This is a genomic window from Pradoshia sp. Z3_51 (assembly GCF_058215915.1).
The window spans coordinates 277,176-295,348 of the sequence record NZ_JBZAJC010000001.1 but is presented as its reverse complement, the minus strand read 5'-3'; the positions used below and the strand labels follow the sequence as shown (position 1 = coordinate 295,348).

The 18,173-nt window shown below is 36.4% G+C and carries 17 protein-coding genes and 1 riboswitch; of the genes, 12 read left to right on the top strand and 5 right to left on the bottom strand.

What is annotated here, in order from left to right; translation table 11 throughout:
- Window positions 1-43 precede the first annotated feature (43 nt).
- A riboswitch (cobalamin riboswitch) is annotated at window positions 44-225 on the top strand.
- Window positions 226-357: 132 nt separating this feature from the next.
- Genes AC4BHA_RS01330 through AC4BHA_RS01315 form a run of 4 tightly spaced genes read left to right on the top strand, consistent with a single transcriptional unit; the run spans window position 358 to window position 6,061 of the window.
- On the top strand, window positions 358-2,238 hold the full coding sequence (locus AC4BHA_RS01330) for an anaerobic ribonucleoside triphosphate reductase (RefSeq protein ID WP_490558176.1): 1,881 nt from the start codon (window positions 358-360) through the stop codon (window positions 2,236-2,238).
- Entirely contained in the window at window positions 2,235-2,699 is a 465-nt protein-coding gene (gene nrdG / locus AC4BHA_RS01325) for an anaerobic ribonucleoside-triphosphate reductase activating protein (RefSeq protein WP_490558175.1), read from the top strand. Before AC4BHA_RS01330 ends, nrdG begins: the two co-directional genes overlap by 4 nt.
- 28 nt (window positions 2,700-2,727) lie before the next feature.
- Window positions 2,728-4,992, top strand: a complete 2,265-nt coding sequence (locus AC4BHA_RS01320; protein WP_490558028.1) for a ribonucleoside-diphosphate reductase subunit alpha — start codon at window positions 2,728-2,730, stop codon at window positions 4,990-4,992.
- Window positions 4,993-5,008: 16 nt separating this feature from the next.
- Window positions 5,009-6,061, top strand: coding sequence for a ribonucleotide-diphosphate reductase subunit beta (locus tag AC4BHA_RS01315; protein WP_490558027.1), 1,053 nt, complete (start codon window positions 5,009-5,011; stop codon window positions 6,059-6,061).
- A 45-nt stretch (window positions 6,062-6,106) separates the two neighbouring features.
- Here the strand turns inward: AC4BHA_RS01315 and AC4BHA_RS01310 are convergent, their stop codons facing one another.
- Window positions 6,107-6,259 (bottom strand): YpzG family protein, encoded by a 153-nt coding sequence (locus AC4BHA_RS01310; RefSeq protein WP_077248014.1) that lies wholly within the window; start codon window positions 6,257-6,259, stop codon window positions 6,107-6,109.
- 1,089 nt (window positions 6,260-7,348) lie between these two features.
- Here AC4BHA_RS01310 and AC4BHA_RS01305 point away from each other — a divergent pair.
- The 7 genes from AC4BHA_RS01305 to AC4BHA_RS01275 all read left to right on the top strand — a co-directional run bounded on the left by AC4BHA_RS01305 (window position 7,349) and on the right by AC4BHA_RS01275 (window position 13,211).
- Complete coding sequence (locus AC4BHA_RS01305; protein ID WP_139891881.1) at window positions 7,349-7,951, top strand: DUF6438 domain-containing protein; 603 nt, start codon at window positions 7,349-7,351, stop codon at window positions 7,949-7,951.
- Window positions 7,952-8,084: 133 nt separating this feature from the next.
- Window positions 8,085-9,188 (top strand): branched-chain amino acid aminotransferase, encoded by a 1,104-nt coding sequence (locus tag AC4BHA_RS01300; protein ID WP_066103569.1) that lies wholly within the window; start codon window positions 8,085-8,087, stop codon window positions 9,186-9,188.
- 174 nt (window positions 9,189-9,362) lie between these two features.
- Window positions 9,363-9,794, top strand: a complete 432-nt coding sequence (locus AC4BHA_RS01295; RefSeq protein WP_066103571.1) for a MarR family winged helix-turn-helix transcriptional regulator — start codon at window positions 9,363-9,365, stop codon at window positions 9,792-9,794.
- A gap of 30 nt (window positions 9,795-9,824) precedes the next feature.
- Complete coding sequence (locus tag AC4BHA_RS01290; protein WP_066103573.1) at window positions 9,825-10,691, top strand: YitT family protein; 867 nt, start codon at window positions 9,825-9,827, stop codon at window positions 10,689-10,691.
- Between the two features lie 127 nt (window positions 10,692-10,818).
- Entirely contained in the window at window positions 10,819-11,553 is a 735-nt protein-coding gene (locus tag AC4BHA_RS01285; RefSeq protein ID WP_066103574.1) for a gamma-glutamyl-gamma-aminobutyrate hydrolase family protein, read from the top strand.
- 101 nt (window positions 11,554-11,654) lie between these two features.
- Entirely contained in the window at window positions 11,655-12,134 is a 480-nt protein-coding gene (locus tag AC4BHA_RS01280; protein WP_490558026.1) for an acyl-CoA thioesterase, read from the top strand.
- Window positions 12,135-12,869: 735 nt separating this feature from the next.
- A complete protein-coding gene (locus AC4BHA_RS01275) occupies window positions 12,870-13,211 on the top strand; it encodes a PTS sugar transporter subunit IIA (protein WP_218975783.1) in 342 nt (113 codons plus the stop codon).
- Between the two features lie 461 nt (window positions 13,212-13,672).
- Here the strand turns inward: AC4BHA_RS01275 and AC4BHA_RS01270 are convergent, their stop codons facing one another.
- The gene (locus AC4BHA_RS01270; RefSeq protein WP_066103579.1) at window positions 13,673-13,924 is read right to left on the bottom strand and encodes an alpha/beta-type small acid-soluble spore protein; all 252 of its coding nucleotides are present in this window, start codon (window positions 13,922-13,924) and stop codon (window positions 13,673-13,675) included.
- 118 nt (window positions 13,925-14,042) lie between these two features.
- Here AC4BHA_RS01270 and AC4BHA_RS01265 point away from each other — a divergent pair, with 118 nt between their 5' ends.
- Entirely contained in the window at window positions 14,043-14,798 is a 756-nt protein-coding gene (locus tag AC4BHA_RS01265; protein ID WP_490558025.1) for an exodeoxyribonuclease III, read from the top strand.
- A gap of 153 nt (window positions 14,799-14,951) precedes the next feature.
- Here AC4BHA_RS01265 and AC4BHA_RS01260 read toward each other — a convergent pair whose 3' ends face one another.
- The 3 genes from AC4BHA_RS01260 to AC4BHA_RS01250 are packed head-to-tail and all read right to left on the bottom strand — an operon-like array spanning window position 14,952 to window position 18,002.
- On the bottom strand, window positions 14,952-15,341 hold the full coding sequence (locus tag AC4BHA_RS01260; protein WP_066103583.1) for a DUF3021 family protein: 390 nt from the start codon (window positions 15,339-15,341) through the stop codon (window positions 14,952-14,954).
- A 57-nt stretch (window positions 15,342-15,398) separates the two neighbouring features.
- Complete coding sequence (locus AC4BHA_RS01255; RefSeq protein ID WP_066103586.1) at window positions 15,399-16,673, bottom strand: MFS transporter; 1,275 nt, start codon at window positions 16,671-16,673, stop codon at window positions 15,399-15,401.
- Between the two features lie 12 nt (window positions 16,674-16,685).
- The gene (locus tag AC4BHA_RS01250; protein WP_066103587.1) at window positions 16,686-18,002 is read right to left on the bottom strand and encodes an alkaline phosphatase family protein; all 1,317 of its coding nucleotides are present in this window, start codon (window positions 18,000-18,002) and stop codon (window positions 16,686-16,688) included.
- Between the last annotated feature and the right edge of the window lie 171 nt (window positions 18,003-18,173).

Here is an 18,173-nt window from a genome sequence, read left to right as displayed (position 1 = left end):
ATTCTATATGTTGTTATCATTTTATATCTAAAATACTATATATTGATTTTAACGTGTTTAAGGTGTCGTATTACGACTTAATAGGGAATCCGGTTAAAATCCGGAACTGTACCCGCAACTGTAAATGCTGATGAAATAAGTAAACCACTGTAGAGAAATCTATGGGAAGGACTTAGAGTAAAGCGAAGCATGAGTCAGGAGACCTGCCTTTTTCACTGGTTTGCCTTTATCGGGAGCAATGAGGGTGGAACGGATGAAATAGCAATATTGAACAGTTCAATCTTGTTATTATTTCTTTTCCCATTGCTTATTTTAGGCAATGGGATTTTTTGCGTGGAGGGAAATATTATGAAGCCAATGGTTACTGAAAAGAGTAAATTGACAGAAACTCCAGTAGACGAATTATTAAAATCATTTGAAGAAATAGTTCATCTGAATAATTTGGAGTTGATCAATGAAAATGCCAATATGAATGCCTCCTCTCCAATGGGACAAATGGGCAAGTTTGCGAGTGAAAGTGCTCGCTATTATGCAAAGGAGAATTTACTTTCTGATGAAGCAAGACATGCGATTGATGAAAATCTCCTTTATTCGCATGATTTGGATTTTTATGCTACTGGTACTACAACTTGCTGCCAAATTCCGTTGGGGAATCTTCTTGAGAAAGGCTTTAATACGGGTCACGGTACCATGAGACCACCGCAGGATATTGGCAGTGCAATGGCGCTTGCTTCCATCATTATACAGGCTAATCAAAATATGCAGCATGGCGGCCAATCGTTTCCGATGTTTGATGCGGACCTAGCCCCCTATGTAAAGAAAACATTTAAAAAACATGTGAAACGTTTGAAGCAATATCCTTGTGAATGGAATGAGGTGTTGCTTCATCAAACAGCATGGAAGGAAACGGAGCGTTCCGTTTATCAGGCATGTGAAGCATTTATCCATAACTGTAATTCCATGCATTCACGCGGAGGCGGACAAGTTCCATTTGTATCCGTGAATTATGGAACGGATACAACAAAAGAGGGCAGAATGCTTGTTAGAAATCTTTTATTAGCTACAAAAGCAGGTTTAGGTAATGGGGAAACTCCCATATTTCCAATCCAGATTTTCAAAGTGAAAACTGGTATTAATTTTGACGAGTCTGATCCAAACTATGACCTTTATCAATTAGCACTTGAAACAACTGCGGAAAGGCTGTTTCCGAATTTTAGTTTTATAGATAGTTCCTTTAATTATCAGTATTATGATGGAACACATCATTCCGAGGTTGCGTATATGGGATGCCGCACAAGGGTTATGGGAAATCGTCATGGGATAGAAAACAGCATAGGCCGAGGCAATTTATCCTTTACGTCTATTAACCTCGTAAAACTGGCGCTGCAATCTAATTCGATTGAACAATTTTACGTAAAACTAAATGAAATTTGTAATATTGCCATCAGGCAGTTATTTGATCGGTATGAATATCAGGCAAAAAAGAAAGTGAGCCATTTTTCATTTTTATATACACAAGGTGTTTGGAGAGGCAGTAAAAAGGCGAAGGAAGAACAATTAGTAGGCGAGCTGTTAAAACAGGGGACCCTATCAATTGGCTTTATCGGTTTAGCGGAATGTGTTAAAGCCTTGACTGGCTATCATCATGGGGAGAATGAGGAAGCATACGACTTGGCTTATGAAATTGTATCATTTATGAGAAAGAAAGCAGATAACGCGGCAGAAGAGTTTAATATGAACTTTTCCTTAATCGCTACCCCTGCAGAGGGTCTGAGCGGAAAATTTGTCAAACGGGATCGTAAAGAATTTGGCGTTATTAAAAATGTGACGGACCGTGCCTATTATACGAATTCCTTTCATATTCCAGTTCACTACCCAATTCGTACAGTCGAGAAAATTGAAAAGGAAGCTCCTTTCCATGAATTATGCAATGCGGGACATATTACGTATGTGGAAATTGATGGAGATCCAAAGCATAATCTAAAAGCGCTGGATATCATCATTCGTACAATGGCTAAAAGCAATATCGGATACGGGTCCATTAACCATCCAGTTGATCGATGTCTTGAGTGTAATTACAAAGGATATATTGAAAAACAATGTCCGGTTTGCCATAACGATGATGAGTTGAAGATAGAACGAATCAGAAGGATTACCGGTTATCTTGTAGGGGACATGAGTAAATGGAATCCTGCCAAGGCCGAGGAAGAAAAGAATCGAGTGAAGCATGGACAATGAGAGTAATGAACATTATTCATGACAGTGTTGTCGATGGGGAAGGAATGAGAACAGTCGTTTTCTTTGCCGGCTGCCCTCATCAGTGTAAAGGTTGCCACAATCCTGAAAGCTGGAATGGAAGAAACGGCAAAAACATTAGCATAGAAGATATTTATAAAGAATTAATGAGCAATTCGCTGACGGATGTAACATTTTCGGGTGGGGAACCGTTTATTCAGGCAGATCAGCTAGTAAAGCTGGCAAGGCTTTTAAAGGAAGGCGGTAAAAATATTTGGATTTACAGCGGTTTTACTTTAGAGGAGATTCTCTCGCATCCAAATACGTCTTATCAAAAATTATTGTATCTATGTGATGTATTGGTTGATGGAAAATTCGAATTGGATAAAAGGGATATAACTTTACCGTTCCGTGGAAGTTCAAATCAAAGAATTATACCATTACAGGAGTTTTTGATTGAATAGATCGGCAATTAATAAGGGGGAAATTAGTATGGCAGTATCTTACAAATCAAACTATGCAAGTCTGGAAGTCATAAATTTAAAAAGCATAGAAACATACATAAAGGAATGTGTTAGTTCCTATACATCTATGTATTCAGCAGAGGAATACTTAGAAAAAATCAAGACAGCACTTGAGTATAAGTCTGACTATAGCAAGAAAGAGTTGGTGAATTTACTGGTACTAAGCGCCGTAGAGCGTATCTCTGCTGATGAGCCTGATTGGACATTTGTGGCGGCAACTATTTATTTAGACCAGTTATATGATAAAGCTTCAAAAAGCCGGGGATATGATTTAACACACAAATATGGGAGCTTTCATCAGCTTGTTGAACTATTGACTGATATGGGGATTTATAATCCAGCATTGTTAAATGAATATACGGAAGACGAAATCAATGAACTCGAAGCAGTCATCGATTCATCAAAAGATCAGTTGTTTACGTATATTGGCATTCGGACGCTGGCAGATCGCTATTTAGCCAAATCTCATCATGGAAGCTTATATGAACTTCCTCAGGAACGGTTTATGATTATTGCCATGACATTAATGATGAATGAGCCTAAAGAACAGCGAATCAAATTAATAAGAGAAGCATATTGGGCCTTATCCAATCTATATATGACGGTGGCAACTCCTACGCTTGCTAATGCTGGGAAAAGCTATGGCCAATTATCCAGTTGTTTTATCGATACTGTTGATGATAGTTTGCAAGGTATCTATGATTCAAACACCGATATTGCCAATCTATCTAAAAATGGCGGAGGAATAGGTGTTTATTTAGGGAAAATTAGAGCGCGAGGCAGTGATATTAAAGGATTTAAGGGTGTTTCCTCAGGAGTTATACCATGGATGAAGCAATTAAATAATACCGCCGTCAGTGTGGACCAACTGGGCCAAAGACAGGGTGCCATTGCAGTTTATCTGGATGTTTGGCATAAGGATATATTTGCCTTCCTCGAAGCGCGTTTAAATAATGGGGATGAACGTTTTCGAGCGCATGATTTATTTACTGGTGTTTGTATTCCGGATTTATTTATGGAAATGGTCAAGGAGCGGGGTACCTGGTATTTATTTGATCCGCATGAAGTAAGAAAAGTAATGGGATATTCTCTTGAAGATTATTTTGATGAAGAAGCAGGGGATGGCCAATTCAGACAAAAATATACTGAATGTATCAATCATCCGCAGCTTTCCAAAAAAGAAATACCTGCCATTGAAGTGTTTAAGGCGATCATGATTTCTCAGCTTGAAACAGGAACACCTTATATGTTTTATCGGGATACGGTCAACCGCTCTAATGCTAATCGCCATAAAGGAATGATATATTGCAGTAATTTATGTACGGAAATTATGCAAAATCAAAGTGCTACCAAAGTTATTGAACAAAGAACCGAGGATGGGAAAATTATTATTGAAAAAACACCGGGTGACTTTGTTGTCTGTAATCTTTCGTCTATCTCCCTTGCCAAAGCTGTAAAGGAAGATGTCCTTGAACGCTTAATTAAGATACAGGTGAGAATGCTTGATAATGTCATTGATTTAAATAATATCCCGGTCATTCAGGCAAATATAACGAATAAAAATTATCGTGCTATAGGACTTGGGACATTTGGCTGGCATCATTTATTAGCACTTGAGGGCATTGCCTGGGAATCAGAGAAAGCCGTTGAGTACTGTAACCGATTATACGAAAAAATCGCTTATTTAACGATTAAATCAAGTGTGGATTTAGCTGGTGAAAAAGGTGCTTACCCATTTTTTGAAGGATCTGATTGGGAGACCGGATCTTATTTTGATCAAAGAGGCTATGATTCAGATGCTTGGAGTCAATTGAAAAATAGAGTGCATACATCCGGAATTCGAAATGGCTATCTTATGGCCGTAGCACCAAATTCTTCAACTGCGATTATTGCCGGTTCTACATCCGGAATTGATCCAATTTTCAGAAGGGAATATTCCGAAGAGAAGAAGAATTACCGTATTCCAGTGACTGTACCTGACTTGAATCTGGAGACAATGTGGTATTATAAATCCGTTTATTTAATTGACCAAAAATGGAGCATTCTCCAAAATGCACGTCGTCAAAAACATATCGACCAAGGAATCTCGTTTAATTTGTATGTCCGTAATGATATTAAAGCACGTGATTTATTAGACTTGCATCTGCTTGCATGGGAGACCGGATTAAAAACAACATACTATGTACGTTCTACTTCAAGCGCTGTTATAGAAGAATGCGAAAGCTGCCAATAAGGATGGGGGAAATATAATGGATACAAAAACAATAGTGGAAAAACGTAAATTAGTCGATCGGGAAGCACCGAATAGTTCAACGGGTATTGTTAATGGCAGAAATTCAAATATTTTAAATTGGGATGATGTGCGCTATCCATGGGCATATCCTAAATATAAAGTAATGCTATCTAATTTTTGGACGCCTTTTGAAATTAATATGGTGAATGATGCGAAACAATTTCCAAATCTTTCAGAAATTGAACAAGAATCCTTTCTAAAAATTATAGGCTTGTTGGCATTGCTTGATAGTATCCAGTCTGACTATGCCAGTAAAGTCGCCGACTATCTGACCGATTCATCTCTGAATGCATTGATGATTATGCTGGCGCAGCAAGAAGTCATTCATAACCATTCCTACTCCTATGTATTGTCAAGTATTGTCCAGAAAAGCAAGCAAGATGAAGTTTTTGAATATTGGAGAACCGAAGAGATTTTGCGTAAACGAAATGATTTTATTACTGATGGCTATCGGGATTTCACAGAAAACCCAACAATTGAAAATCTGCTTAAATCGATTATCTATGATGTAATCCTAGAAGGGCTCTTCTTTTACTCAGGCTTTGCTTTCTTTTATAATTTGGCCAGAAACCAAAAGATGGTGGCAACTTCAACGATGATTAATTATATAAATCGAGACGAGCAGATCCATGTTGGGCTGTTTGAGAAGATTTTTAAAGAAATATTGGCTGAACATCCTGAAACAAATACAGAAGAATTGAAAAATTTTGCGATTGAAACCTTCCGAACTGCTGCAGAGCTTGAGATTGAATGGGGTTATAAAGTTATAGGAAATAAAATCGAGGGAATTACGATGGCTGAGCTCGAACAATATATCCAGTTTATGGCTAATAAGCGTTGCAATCAATTGGGGTATGGAAGATCTCCGTTTCCAGAGGTTTCGAACAAAAATCCATTAAGATGGATTGTTGCCTATCAGGAAGTGGATTTAGGCAAGACGGATTTCTTTGAGCAGAAATCAAGACAATATACAAAAACAACAGATACCAATGGATTTGATGAACTGTAAATGTAAAAAGACGCCATTACGGCGTCTTTTTGCTTGAAGGCATCCTTACCAGCGGTGAGCTTTCGCATTGCTCCTCAAAATGATATTGGTTTGGGACATTGCAGTATGTCCGTTAACCTGTGATTTTGAGCGCTTCCGCCTTGTCCAGTTATGGTGAAAAAGAGAAGAGTGTGGATCTAAATGATTCCGATAACTCATTGCTTATCACCCCATCAGTAGGATACGTTCTGATGTCCCTTTTGAGGACATCAAGTATAGGATATACAAAATGAGTGCCTTTTAATCTCGGGAAAAGTTCACGAATTATTTTCTATATTATGATAAAATATATATAATATGGATATTGATGGTGGATAATTATGCGAAATTTGGAATATGAACAATAATAACGGAGAAATCTATGCCGCGGTCTCCCATTTTGACAGAATGATTTATAAAATCATCTGTTAAAGGGGAAAATACGATGAAATAGCACTGAAAGAAGTCCGGAAGAATGATATGACTGTTGTTTATAGTCAAGAAGCCTATCCAATCCAACGTTTTATGATGTTGGTACTTTTATATCTAAAAGCCATTCCTTGGAAAGTACCGAGTTTTGAGTTGGATCATTAATTGGATGTATGATATATAATCCACCAGATTATTCAGGCGGATGGGTACTTTGATGTAACACATCATCGATTTATCCTTATTGCGGAACCTGTATAAGTAAATGTGTTATTGAATAAAAGTCGGGCTTTCTTATAGTTTGTTTTCTGCTTATGAGCCAGCACTTCTTTCAGATAAAATTTGTCCAAAAGAAAGATTGCTGTTTCTAATTTTCGTAAAATTAAAGTTAGCATATTTATCTGAAACATCAATTTTTACAGATATGTTATAGTAGCTTAGTGATTGATTTTAATTTATTGGCAGAAATCCATACAGAAACATTCCTCGATATTGTCAAGAAAGATCAGCTTGTTCTCTTTTCAATTTCTTCACCATGTAAAATACACTCTCCCGCAAAATGATAACTAACATCTAAAGAGGTATGTTATATTTTTTTAAAACTATATTAATTTAGGAAATTTAACTCATATTATACTTGTAGCAGCCAGCCTTAAATAGATACTTTTGGTCTTTAATTAATGTGTCAGTTGGCTTATTATAAATGGTATTGGTCTTTCATAGTATATATGGTAGACCTATTATAATTTGGAAAATGTTTGAAAAGTGAGCACGGTGATAAATATATAGATATCTAGCACTCTAAAGAATCAGTTTGTACTAATAGGAGGAAGTATAAAGTTGTTTAAAGAATTTTCCATCTCGCGGACATCATGTCTTGGCAAATCCCCGATTTATCAGGCAACCATCACAAGTGAAGGGCATGTAAGTTGGCAGGGTGAGAAGTATGTTTCATATATAGGCGTTAAGAACTTTACGGTTTCTAAGCAAAGAGTTAAAAAAATTGAAGATCTCTTGCTATCATTCGATTACAAAAACTTCATTTATAATACTACTGCACAAATTGTGCCGGATAGCCCGACTTGTGTTACCCGATTGGTATATCAATTTGGCGAACATAAGACAGTGGTACATGATTTGGGTGACGAGGATGCTGCTTGTGATAATAGTAAGCATACATTGAAAAAATTGGATGCCTTTGAAAGAAAAATGGAAGAATTATTGGGATTAAAGAATTTAATTAAACAACCTCTCTATCTCTTCCATATTAAAAGAAAGTCGAACTCACATGAGGAATATGTAATATCCAGCTCCAATCAAGCTGATGCATTTCAAATGATTAATGTGAATGAGGCTAATTATCATAACTGGCAGATTGATAAGTTAGGAAAAGATAGTACAGGTCGTATACATCCATATATCATTATGAGCTCGGAGCGCTAAAACATTTGATTATGAGAAATAGTCGATGAATTGGAGTTTTTTTATTAATTTTAAGTTTGCTACTTGCAGGTTCCCTATTTGAGGAGTACAATTAATTTTATTAATTATTCTGACAATTTAAAGGGGACATCACATGGATACTCAACTAATTTCTATCACAAAAACCAATTATAAAAAAGAAAAGCCCAATCCTGAAACACTTGGCTTCGGAAGAATTTTTACGGATCATATGTTTATTATGGATTATGATGAAGAATTGGGTGGGTGGCATGATCCGAGGATTATTCCCTATCAACCTATTACACTTGAGCCTTCCTGCATGACTTTTCACTATGGACAAACGGTTTTTGAAGGGCTAAAAGCATATCGTACTCACGATAATCGGGTTTTTCTGTTTAGACCGGAAAAGAATTTTGAACGGATGAACAAATCTAATGATCGTTTATGCATCCCCCATATAGATGAGTCGTTTGTTATCAAGGCATTGGAAATCCTAATCGATATTGATCGTGAATGGATTCCGGACCGGGAAGGTACTTCTTTATACGTACGGCCGTTTATTATTGCAACAGAACCTTATTTGGGTGTTGCACCGTCCAAGCATTATCAGTTCATAATCATTTTGTCACCAGTGGGAGCGTATTATAAAGAGGGAATCAATCCCGTTCGAATTGGTGTTGAGAAAGATTACGTACGATCTGTAAAGGGCGGTACAGGGATGGCCAAAACAGGCGGTAATTATTCATCCAGTCTTAAAGCACAGGAATTGGCAGAAGCACTTGGCTGTTCACAGGTGCTTTGGCTTGATGGAATTGAGAAAAAGTATATCGAAGAAGTCGGAAGCATGAACGTCTTCTTTAAAATAAATGGTGAGGTTGTCACGCCTGCATTAAACGGCAGTGTATTGGATGGTGTGACTCGTCAATCAATTATTCAGCTATTACAACATTGGAACATCCCAGTTACAGAACGTCGAGTTTCTATGCAGGAGATTATTGAGGCTAATAAAAATGGGAAATTGGAAGAAGCCTTTGGGACAGGAACAGCAGCAGTAGTTTCGCCAATTGGTGAATTATTATGGGATAATGAAATTTTAACCATCAACAAAGGGAAAATAGGAACGTTAACGCAAAAATTATATGATACCATCACAGGAATACAAAATGGAAAAGTAGAAGATCCATTCAATTGGATAAAGGAAGTCAAAGAAGAAAGCCAGATACATGTATATAAATAAAAAGTTTTGAAAGAGAATCGTGGGTAACCACGGTTTTTTTTATGCCTTTTTGTTTGGTTAATATTAATTTGGAAAGTGTATATATAAGATAGTTAAACTATTTAATTATAATATGGTATAATAATTAAGCAAAAAAATTAAAATTATTCTCGATGTAAGAGAGGACAATATAGGATGGATGGTAAAGAAAATCAAATAGAAGAATTTGAAAGTATATTGATTTCAACAATTAGAACAATCATGTCGGAGATTACGCAGCATCAGGATTTGGGGATTACCGGATCGCAATTTCATTTGTTAAATAAAATTGAAAAAGAAAAAGTGACAAACGTTAAACATTTAGCGAAAATCCTCAATGTGAAACCAAGCGCGATCACCGTCATGCTTGAAAGGCTGGTGCAGCATGGATTTGTTTCAAGAGTTCAAGATGAGAAGGATAGAAGGTTTGTCGCTGTAACACTTACCGAAGAGGGGGTTCAAGTTCTTCAGAAGGCAAGAGAGAACTCCCGAGAAATTTTAAAAAAGTATGCAGCTTTACTGGATGAACACGAACTGAAGATATTAAATTCTATTCTTCAAAAATTTACTGATTATCAATCAAAATAATAAATATTTATAAAGAAAGAAGGAATAGTTTTGCCAAAAACACATAAAAAAGCATCTATATTAAAAATACTAACAAGATTTTTCTTCATTACACTAGGTGCAGTCATGATGGCTGTTGCATTGGAACTCTTCTTGGTACCAAACAGTGTCATTGATGGTGGAATAACTGGGATATCCATTATGCTTTCACATATAACCAAATTACAGTTGGGACTATTCATCTTTATTATTAACTTGCCATTCCTTTATATTGGATACAAACAAATTGGTAAAACTTTTGCGATTTCCTCTATTTATGGTATTGCTGTCCTTTCTGTTAGTACAGCAATGTTGCATCATATTGAGCCATTTACAGATGAGAAAATCCTGGCTGTGTTATTTGGAGGATTGATTCTTGGACTTGGAGTTGGGATTGTCATTCGTGTTGGCGGTGCCCTTGACGGTACAGAAATCATAGCGATTTTATTATCTAAGAAATTAAGATTACCAGTTGGACAAATCATTATGTTCATAAATGTTTTCATCTTTATAGCTGCAGGTTTCGTATTTGAATGGGATTCTGCAATGTATTCTATTTTCGCGTATTATATGGCCGCTAAGGTTATGGATATCGTAGTAGAAGGTTTAAATGAATCTAGATCTGTAACGATTATTTCCAACGAATATGCAGAAATTTCAGAGGCTATTCAGGATCGCCTTGGAAGATCGACCACGTTTATTTATGCAAAGGGTGGCTACCTAAAGGAAGATACGCAAATGGTTTATTGCGTAATGACACGTCTGGAATTGGCTAAATTAAAAGATGTTGTACATGATATTGATGAAAATGCCTTTATAGCGATTCAGAACGTTTCTGATGTTATGGGCGGTAACTTTGAAAAGAAAAACATACACTAATATTTAATACGATAGCAGCTCATCATTGGGCTGCTATTTTTGTTAGTTGAATAAATTACAAATATTTCTAGAGTAAAAATAATATTTAATGGGAATAGAAGTGAGAGATTAAGGGAGGAATTTAGATATGAAAAATGATAAACCGATTATTGGGTTAACAAGTAATATATTAAAAATAGAAGGAAACAATACAACAACTGTATTTTTAAGTTATTCAGAAGCAATAAAAAAAACAGGTGGAATTCCATTGATTTTTCCATTGGGTAATGAGGAACTCGCTAAGATTTGGGTTTCGATGGTTGATGGGATTTTATTAACGGGTGGTATTGATGTGAATCCGATATTTTACAATGAACCACCAAGTGAGGATTTAGGAGACACACATAAGGGGCTAGATCAATCACATTTCCAAATCATTGAAGAAGCACGCAAGCAAGGGAAACCGTTATTTGGAATATGCAGGGGTTCACATTTAATTAATGTAGCAGCAGGTGGAAGTCTCTACCAGCATGTTGAAGAAGATAAAGAAGATGATAATTCTGATGATTTGGAGCATCTATCAAATGTAGAGCGGCCTGAGCCAGTTCATACAGTTTTTTTAGAACAGGATAGCCAACTATATAGTATTGTCAAAAAGGATAAAATGGATGTGAATAGTTTTCATCATCAGGGCATAAAAGAGTTAGGTAAAGGCTTAAAACCAGTCGCGAAGGCTGAAGATGGATTAATAGAAGCGTTTGAAGGAATTGATGATTCAATTATGGCAACACAATTTCATCCAGAAGAATTGCGTAAACATGATGCCAGCATGGATCAATTGTTAAGACATTTTATTGGTGTTTGTAAGCAAAACGCTTTATGAGAAATTAAGTAAGCTAAACGAAAAGACTGTCATTTGGCAGTCTTTTTCTATGTGTAGTATATTGGGATAAATAGAATATACTGGGTTAGGGGTCGAGCGCCATGTTGGATGAAGGCAAAGTACCAAGTAATTCAAAAGCTTATTTGACTGATTTAGTTTTACCTGCTGATACAAATCAGTACAATTCGATTTTTGGTGGTAAGGTAATGGCGTATGTTGATAAAATTGCAGGAATTGCTGCGATGCGTCATTGTAGAAAACCAGTGGTTACAGCTTCAAGTGATTCGTTCGATTTTCATGCTCCTATTAAATCTGGGCAGGCTATCTGTTTGGAGGCGTTTGTTACTTGGTCACACAATACCTCAATGGTGGTGTATGTAAGGGTTGAAGGAGAGAATCTGATGACTGGAGAGAGAAGACTAACGTCTGAGGCATTCTTGACCATGATTGCGATTGATAAAGATGGAAGGCCCTCTTCAGTTCCTAAAGTACTGCCTGAAACCGAGCTTGAAAAAGAGCTGTATAATCGTGCTGAAGCGAAGTATCAAGAACGGAAAATGAGAAAGGAGAAATCTAAATAAGGGAGTCACCAAAACCTTGGAAATATGTTTTTCAAGGTTTTATGATGATTTTTGTAACGGCTAATACTCCTCAATTATTCCTGCTTTTTAAAAAGAAATAGTCCTAAATTAGAAGGAAATTTCTAGAGATGAATAGCTATAGTTGAGTTACTTCTACCAAAAGAAGAGAGAAAACATATACATAGATCCAGACCGAATTCAGTAACCTGAGGGAGCTAGTTTACTATTATAGAGATTAACACAGATGATAACAGGGAGGGCTGAGGCCTTCCCTTTTTTATTTCTGAAAAATAAATAATGGTATCTGACTCCTCTAGATATTTCATATTAACCATGTGTATACCTCCGAAACTGAACAGGGTTTACAGAGAGTGATATAGACTCAAGATCAGATGTTCCCAGTATTAATTGGATGATTATCCTATCATAAAAATCTTAGGATCGTCAGATATAAATAACTCAAACGAAGGTACTATATTATATGAAAATACTAATTGTGAATGCTGATGATTATGAGATTTATTGCATTTGAAATTTCTGGTTAGTAAGCCTTTAAAAAGGGTATTGTTTTATCAACGTTATGAATGATTTTTCGACTATGGAATATTGATTGGAAATTCCAATCTGATACGTATTAAAAGATATGAAAATATGGATAGCATAAGATAAAGCAGGAGAATCAGAGATGAGGACTGCAATATTATAAAATATCAAATCTATCTAAATGGAGGGAAAATGATGAATGAAGTAGAAAAATTCAGGTTAATTCTCCATGGTGGAGACGGTCGAAGCTGTGCGGTGGAAGCAATTGCTGCAGCGAAGCACGGAGATTATAGCCTAGCTCACCAAAAATTGAAAGAATCAACAGATGCTATTCTAATGGCTCATCAAACGCAAGTTTGTTTATTACAGAAAGAAACGGAAGAAGTTATGAATGTATCATTCTTAATGCTACTTGCACAGAATAATCTGATGAAAACCTTGACAGTTAAGAATATGGCTGCTGAATTTGTAGAATTATATGAAAGCAGCGAGTTACACACCGGAATTGATAGAAGAATTTATAAAAATGTATGAGGAATAAATTGGCTGTGAAGGGATTATGGTTTACCGATATTGAAGATGGCAAATAAAAACTGGAAAGAGTAGGAACGTTGCCAAATTAAAAAGAAGGTTTGCTTGTATTATCATTGAATTGATGGGTAGAAAGGCATTACAACAAGCTGTCAATGAATAAAGGAGCAATCAGGAAGTTTACTCTATGACAGCGTTGTTGAAATCAGCTGTATTATTACAAGTAAGGGCCTTACCAATAGCAATTGGCGATCTTCCGGTTGCGTCTGAGTACAGTAAAGTAAATTAAATCATTTGAGAGTGAAACGGTAATTTTGGAAAACAGGATTAGCTGTAATTGAGTTAACGAGCAATCAACTTGTATCTTCGGGGGTTAACAAAATAGTTGAAAAACTCTGTAGCTCTATAAATTTCAGCTTTTATAATTCTTCACTTAACTTTTTTTGAAGCCTGAGAGGCTTTTTTTATTGCCTCAATATATTTTCCTTTGCCAATTTGGTTAATTCCTTCACCATGCTTCCACCTAGTTTACCGCCGATTTTTCCTGCATCTGCTGCAGCAATGCGACCATTATATCCTTCATTGAGGGGAATGCCAAGATCTTTAGCTACTTCATATTTTGCTCTGTCCGGGTGGTCGGCTTGCGCCACTTTTGCTTTCAGCTGATCTAATTGTTCCCTGGATTCAGGTACTAAAATTTTTCTGCGTTTGGCCATCGTTAATCACGTCTCCTTTAAATATAAGGTGCCCAAACCGCATTTTATCTACTCGATTTGTTATAATGAATTTTATATGAATTAGATAGAGATATTTAGCAGGGGGAAAATTAAAGTTATGAAATTTGTTTCTTGGAATGTGAATGGGATAAGAGCTTGCGTTGGAAAAGGTTTTTTGGATACTTTTAAAGAATTAAACGCTGATATATTTTGTTTGCAGGAAACTAAACTGCAGGAGGGCCAGATTAATCTGGAGCTGGATGGCTATTATCAATACTGGAATTACGCTGTAAAAAAAGGATACTCAGGCACGGCAATTTTTACTCGTCAAAAACCATTATCCGTTAAATACGGGATTGGGAATGATGAGTATGATGTGGAAGGCAGAGCCATTACATTGGAATTTGATCAATTTTTCATTGTAAATGTGTATACACCAAATTCACAGCGTGACCTGGCAAGGCTTGGGTACCGTTTGGTTTGGGAAGATTTACTTTATGCTTACTTACATGAATTGAATAAAGAGAAAGCAGTGATTTTAACGGGAGATTTAAATGTTGCTCATAAACCCGAAGATTTACGAAACCCCAAATCAAATAAAGGGAATTCTGGCTTCACAGATGAGGAACGAGGTAAGATGACAGCTTTATTATCTAGCGGTTTTGTTGATTCCTTCCGTTATCTCTATCCTGATAAAACAGAAGTGTATAGCTGGTGGTCTTATATGAGCAAAGTCCGCGAACGTAATATTGGGTGGCGGATTGACTACTTTATTGTGTCTGAATCAATCGCTAATCCAATTACCGAAGCAGAAATCCACACGTCAATTATGGGTAGTGACCATTGTCCAATTTCTTTGGAAATGAAAATTTGAGTCGATGTAATTTTTAGTTAGTCGTATAGAGAAGTCCATATTCAAAAGTAAGGCATTAATCTAAAAATTATTTGAAAACAAAGAAACACTTTCAGCATTTCGAGAAAGTGTTTCTTTTTGTTTGTTAAAGCATTCTGTAAATCTCTTTATGGTTTACCGTTTGATTAGAATACCAAAAATGAGGTAGAAGATACTCCATAAAGTAATTCCCCATATCAAAAAGATACCCAATAAGGCTGCAATATCCATTAAAGATTTTATTTCAAACCATCCACTGAAAATAAGACATGGAAAAATGGTCAAAAGCATAAAACCAAAGTGAATTATACTCTGCTTCTTCAACGACCAGCCATCAATACTGTATATAACTGAAAAACCTGCAACTAGAGCACTGATTATACCCACAATAAACGTACTTCTTACCTCATGAACCGGGCCAGAGCCGTAATAAAGAACAATTGATATACTAGTCAAAATTAAAAAAGGTATAAACGCTCTTATCATTCCTGCCGTTACATAAGCTATTGTCTTCACCTCGTTCATATATCATATTCACAAGAGTAGACCTTACCAATAAACAGATTATATTTGTTAACATATTTATAATTTTGCCGTAACAGTAGGGGCATGCTGGGCAGTATTTGGCACACGGAGCATGAAGAGCCCGCCAATGATAAATAGGACCACTAAACTAAGCACACCAATATTTGTATTGCCGGTAATTTGCGTTGTGATTCCCATTAAAAATGGACCGGTAATAGCAGCAAATTTTCCAAAGATATTATAAAAGCCAAAAAATTCATTTGAAGACTCTTTTGGCACAAGTTTAGCGTAATAGGAGCGGCTTAAAGCTTGAATCCCACCCTGTGACGTACCTACCAGGATAGCCAATATCCAAAAATCAAGCGCTGACGTAATAAAATAAGCGTAGATACAAATAAATGTGTAGATTGCTATACCTACTAAAATCATGATTTTTTCATTGTATTTAGCTGCCAGTCTGGCATATAGCAAAGAGAATGGAGCGGCTATGACTTGCGTGACAAATAAAACAATTAACAAGGTAGTCGAGCTAAAGCCTAAATCAGTTCCATAGGCAGTCGACATCGTAATAATCGTATGCACACCATCAATATAAAAAAAATAAGCAATCAGGAAAATAAATAAATGACGATAGGCTCTGATATTTTGGAACGTAGCAAACAGGCGTTTAAAACTCATCCTGATTGGGTTTCTAACCCGTTCAATATAATATGTTTGTTGTACATTTCTTAACAGCGGAATCGTAAATAATCCCCACCATAGTGCTGTGATTATAAAGGCTGCTTGCATTGCTGCTGTAATGGAGAGTGGAATGATTTTTTGTTGAGCGAGCAGGGTGAGGGCAATCCCAATGATAAATGGAATGGTACTTCCTATATACCCCAATGCATATCCGTGAGCAGAGAGTTTACTCATTTTATTATCATCGGTCACATCTACTAAAAAGGCATCATAAAAAATATTTGCGCCTGCAAAACCAATGGAAGTGATGATGTAGCAAATCAATAAAATGATCCATTGATCAAAAGGTACGATTGCTAGCATGAAAGTGAAGAGTATCCCCAGTGAAAAAAAGAAAATAAAGAAACGTTTCTTAAATCCTTTAAAATCTGCAATTGTACCCAAGAGCGGTGCCAAAATAGAGATTAATAATGTACCAATAGAATTGGCATAACCCCAATAAGCAGTTGACGTAGCATTCGATATATTCGCTGCATCTGCGGCTGCTTTGAAATAAATAGGAAAGATGGCTGTCACGATTACAATTGAATAGGCTGAATTTGCCCAGTCATAAAAAGCCCAGCTTTTCTCCTGCTTTGTTAGTGAACTCATACCTTACCTCCTTTATTCTTTTGGCTGGATAAACGCTTCTATCACCTTTCCATCTGTTTCTCCCAGGGAGAGACCCAGCATAGCAGCTAATGTAGGACCTATATCGACAAGGTGCATGTTTGGAATGATTTGTCCGCTTGTGACTCCTTTGCCTGCTGCTATAAATACGGTGCTGTAATCTGGTTTTTGAGGAGAATATCCATGTGTGGCCAATGTATATTTGGGTTCACGCTTCACATCTTCTGCGCTTATATGCTTAATGAAATCGCCTTCATAAGATTCCGTGAAATAGAACCCTTTTCTTGCTTCAAGCATGAAGGCACAAGCTGGGTCTGCCCCTAAATTTTCTGCTTCAGTACCAGTCAGGATTTGTTCAATCCCGTTGTCTTTGTTCTCCATTAATTTAGTCAATAATGACTGAACTCGCTTGTAGGTACCGATATCTTCTTTATCTTTTACGTAAATATATGCTGATCCATCACAGGATTTACAATAAGCCTTCCAATTGATCAATTTTCCTTGTTTGTTAATATGTATAAAATTTTCCCGTTTAAATAGGGTGTTTACTTGTATCGCTTTATTTTCATCTAATGCACTGTGATCCCCAAGGACAATCACTGTTGTTTCTTCATATAATTGTATTTCTTTCAATGTGGTAATAATTTGGCCAAGACGTTCATTATGCCTTGTCAGTGCTTCATTAGCTTCGCTGGAATCAAATCCATGGTCATGTCGCTTTGAATCCAAATCTGTGAAATGAACAAGAAGTAAATGTGGCTGCTTCGTTTTGATTGTTTCAAGGCAAGAGGCCAGCACAAAGTCATCTAAATGTGGTTGACTCAGTCCCTGCCTCAGATGGCCGAATTTTTTATTCAGCTGCCATTGGTAGAGAGGACTGCCGCTGAAGAGTGAGACAAGCAGTTGAGTTTGCCAGGGTCTGTTTGGAAAAATTTCCGGCAAATTGTAATCGATGTTCGCACGGCCAGTGACAGGCCATAAAAGGGAAGCGGTTGTTAGGTTGGCCTTTTTTGCCTGATCATATAAAGTAGTGCCTTTAATAGAAGATCTGTACCATTGCCAATCAGGAGATTTCCGGCCGGGCTGAATAAGCGTATTGTTGATAATCCCATGTCTTTTCGGATAATTACCTGTGATGATGGATGTATGACAAGGATAGGTTAAAGAGGGGTAGATGGTTTGAACATGGTTTGCATAAGATCCTCTCTCAATTATATCCCTGAAGTGCGTTAAATTAGTTAATTTAGGAAAATCCAATGCAGATAAGCAATCAAAAGATATTACAATTATTCGCTTTGTTAGGCCGTTCATAGATACCTCCTTTCCGCTTTATCTTTTATTTTACTATTGTGTAATGAATTGTATAGTTTATTTTTTTGAAAATACACAAAATTGAGATATATTTATATATAATAGATGATTTTCAAGAAGTAAATTGTGTTATACTAATTGGTAAAAAGTATAACATATTAGTTTGAATTT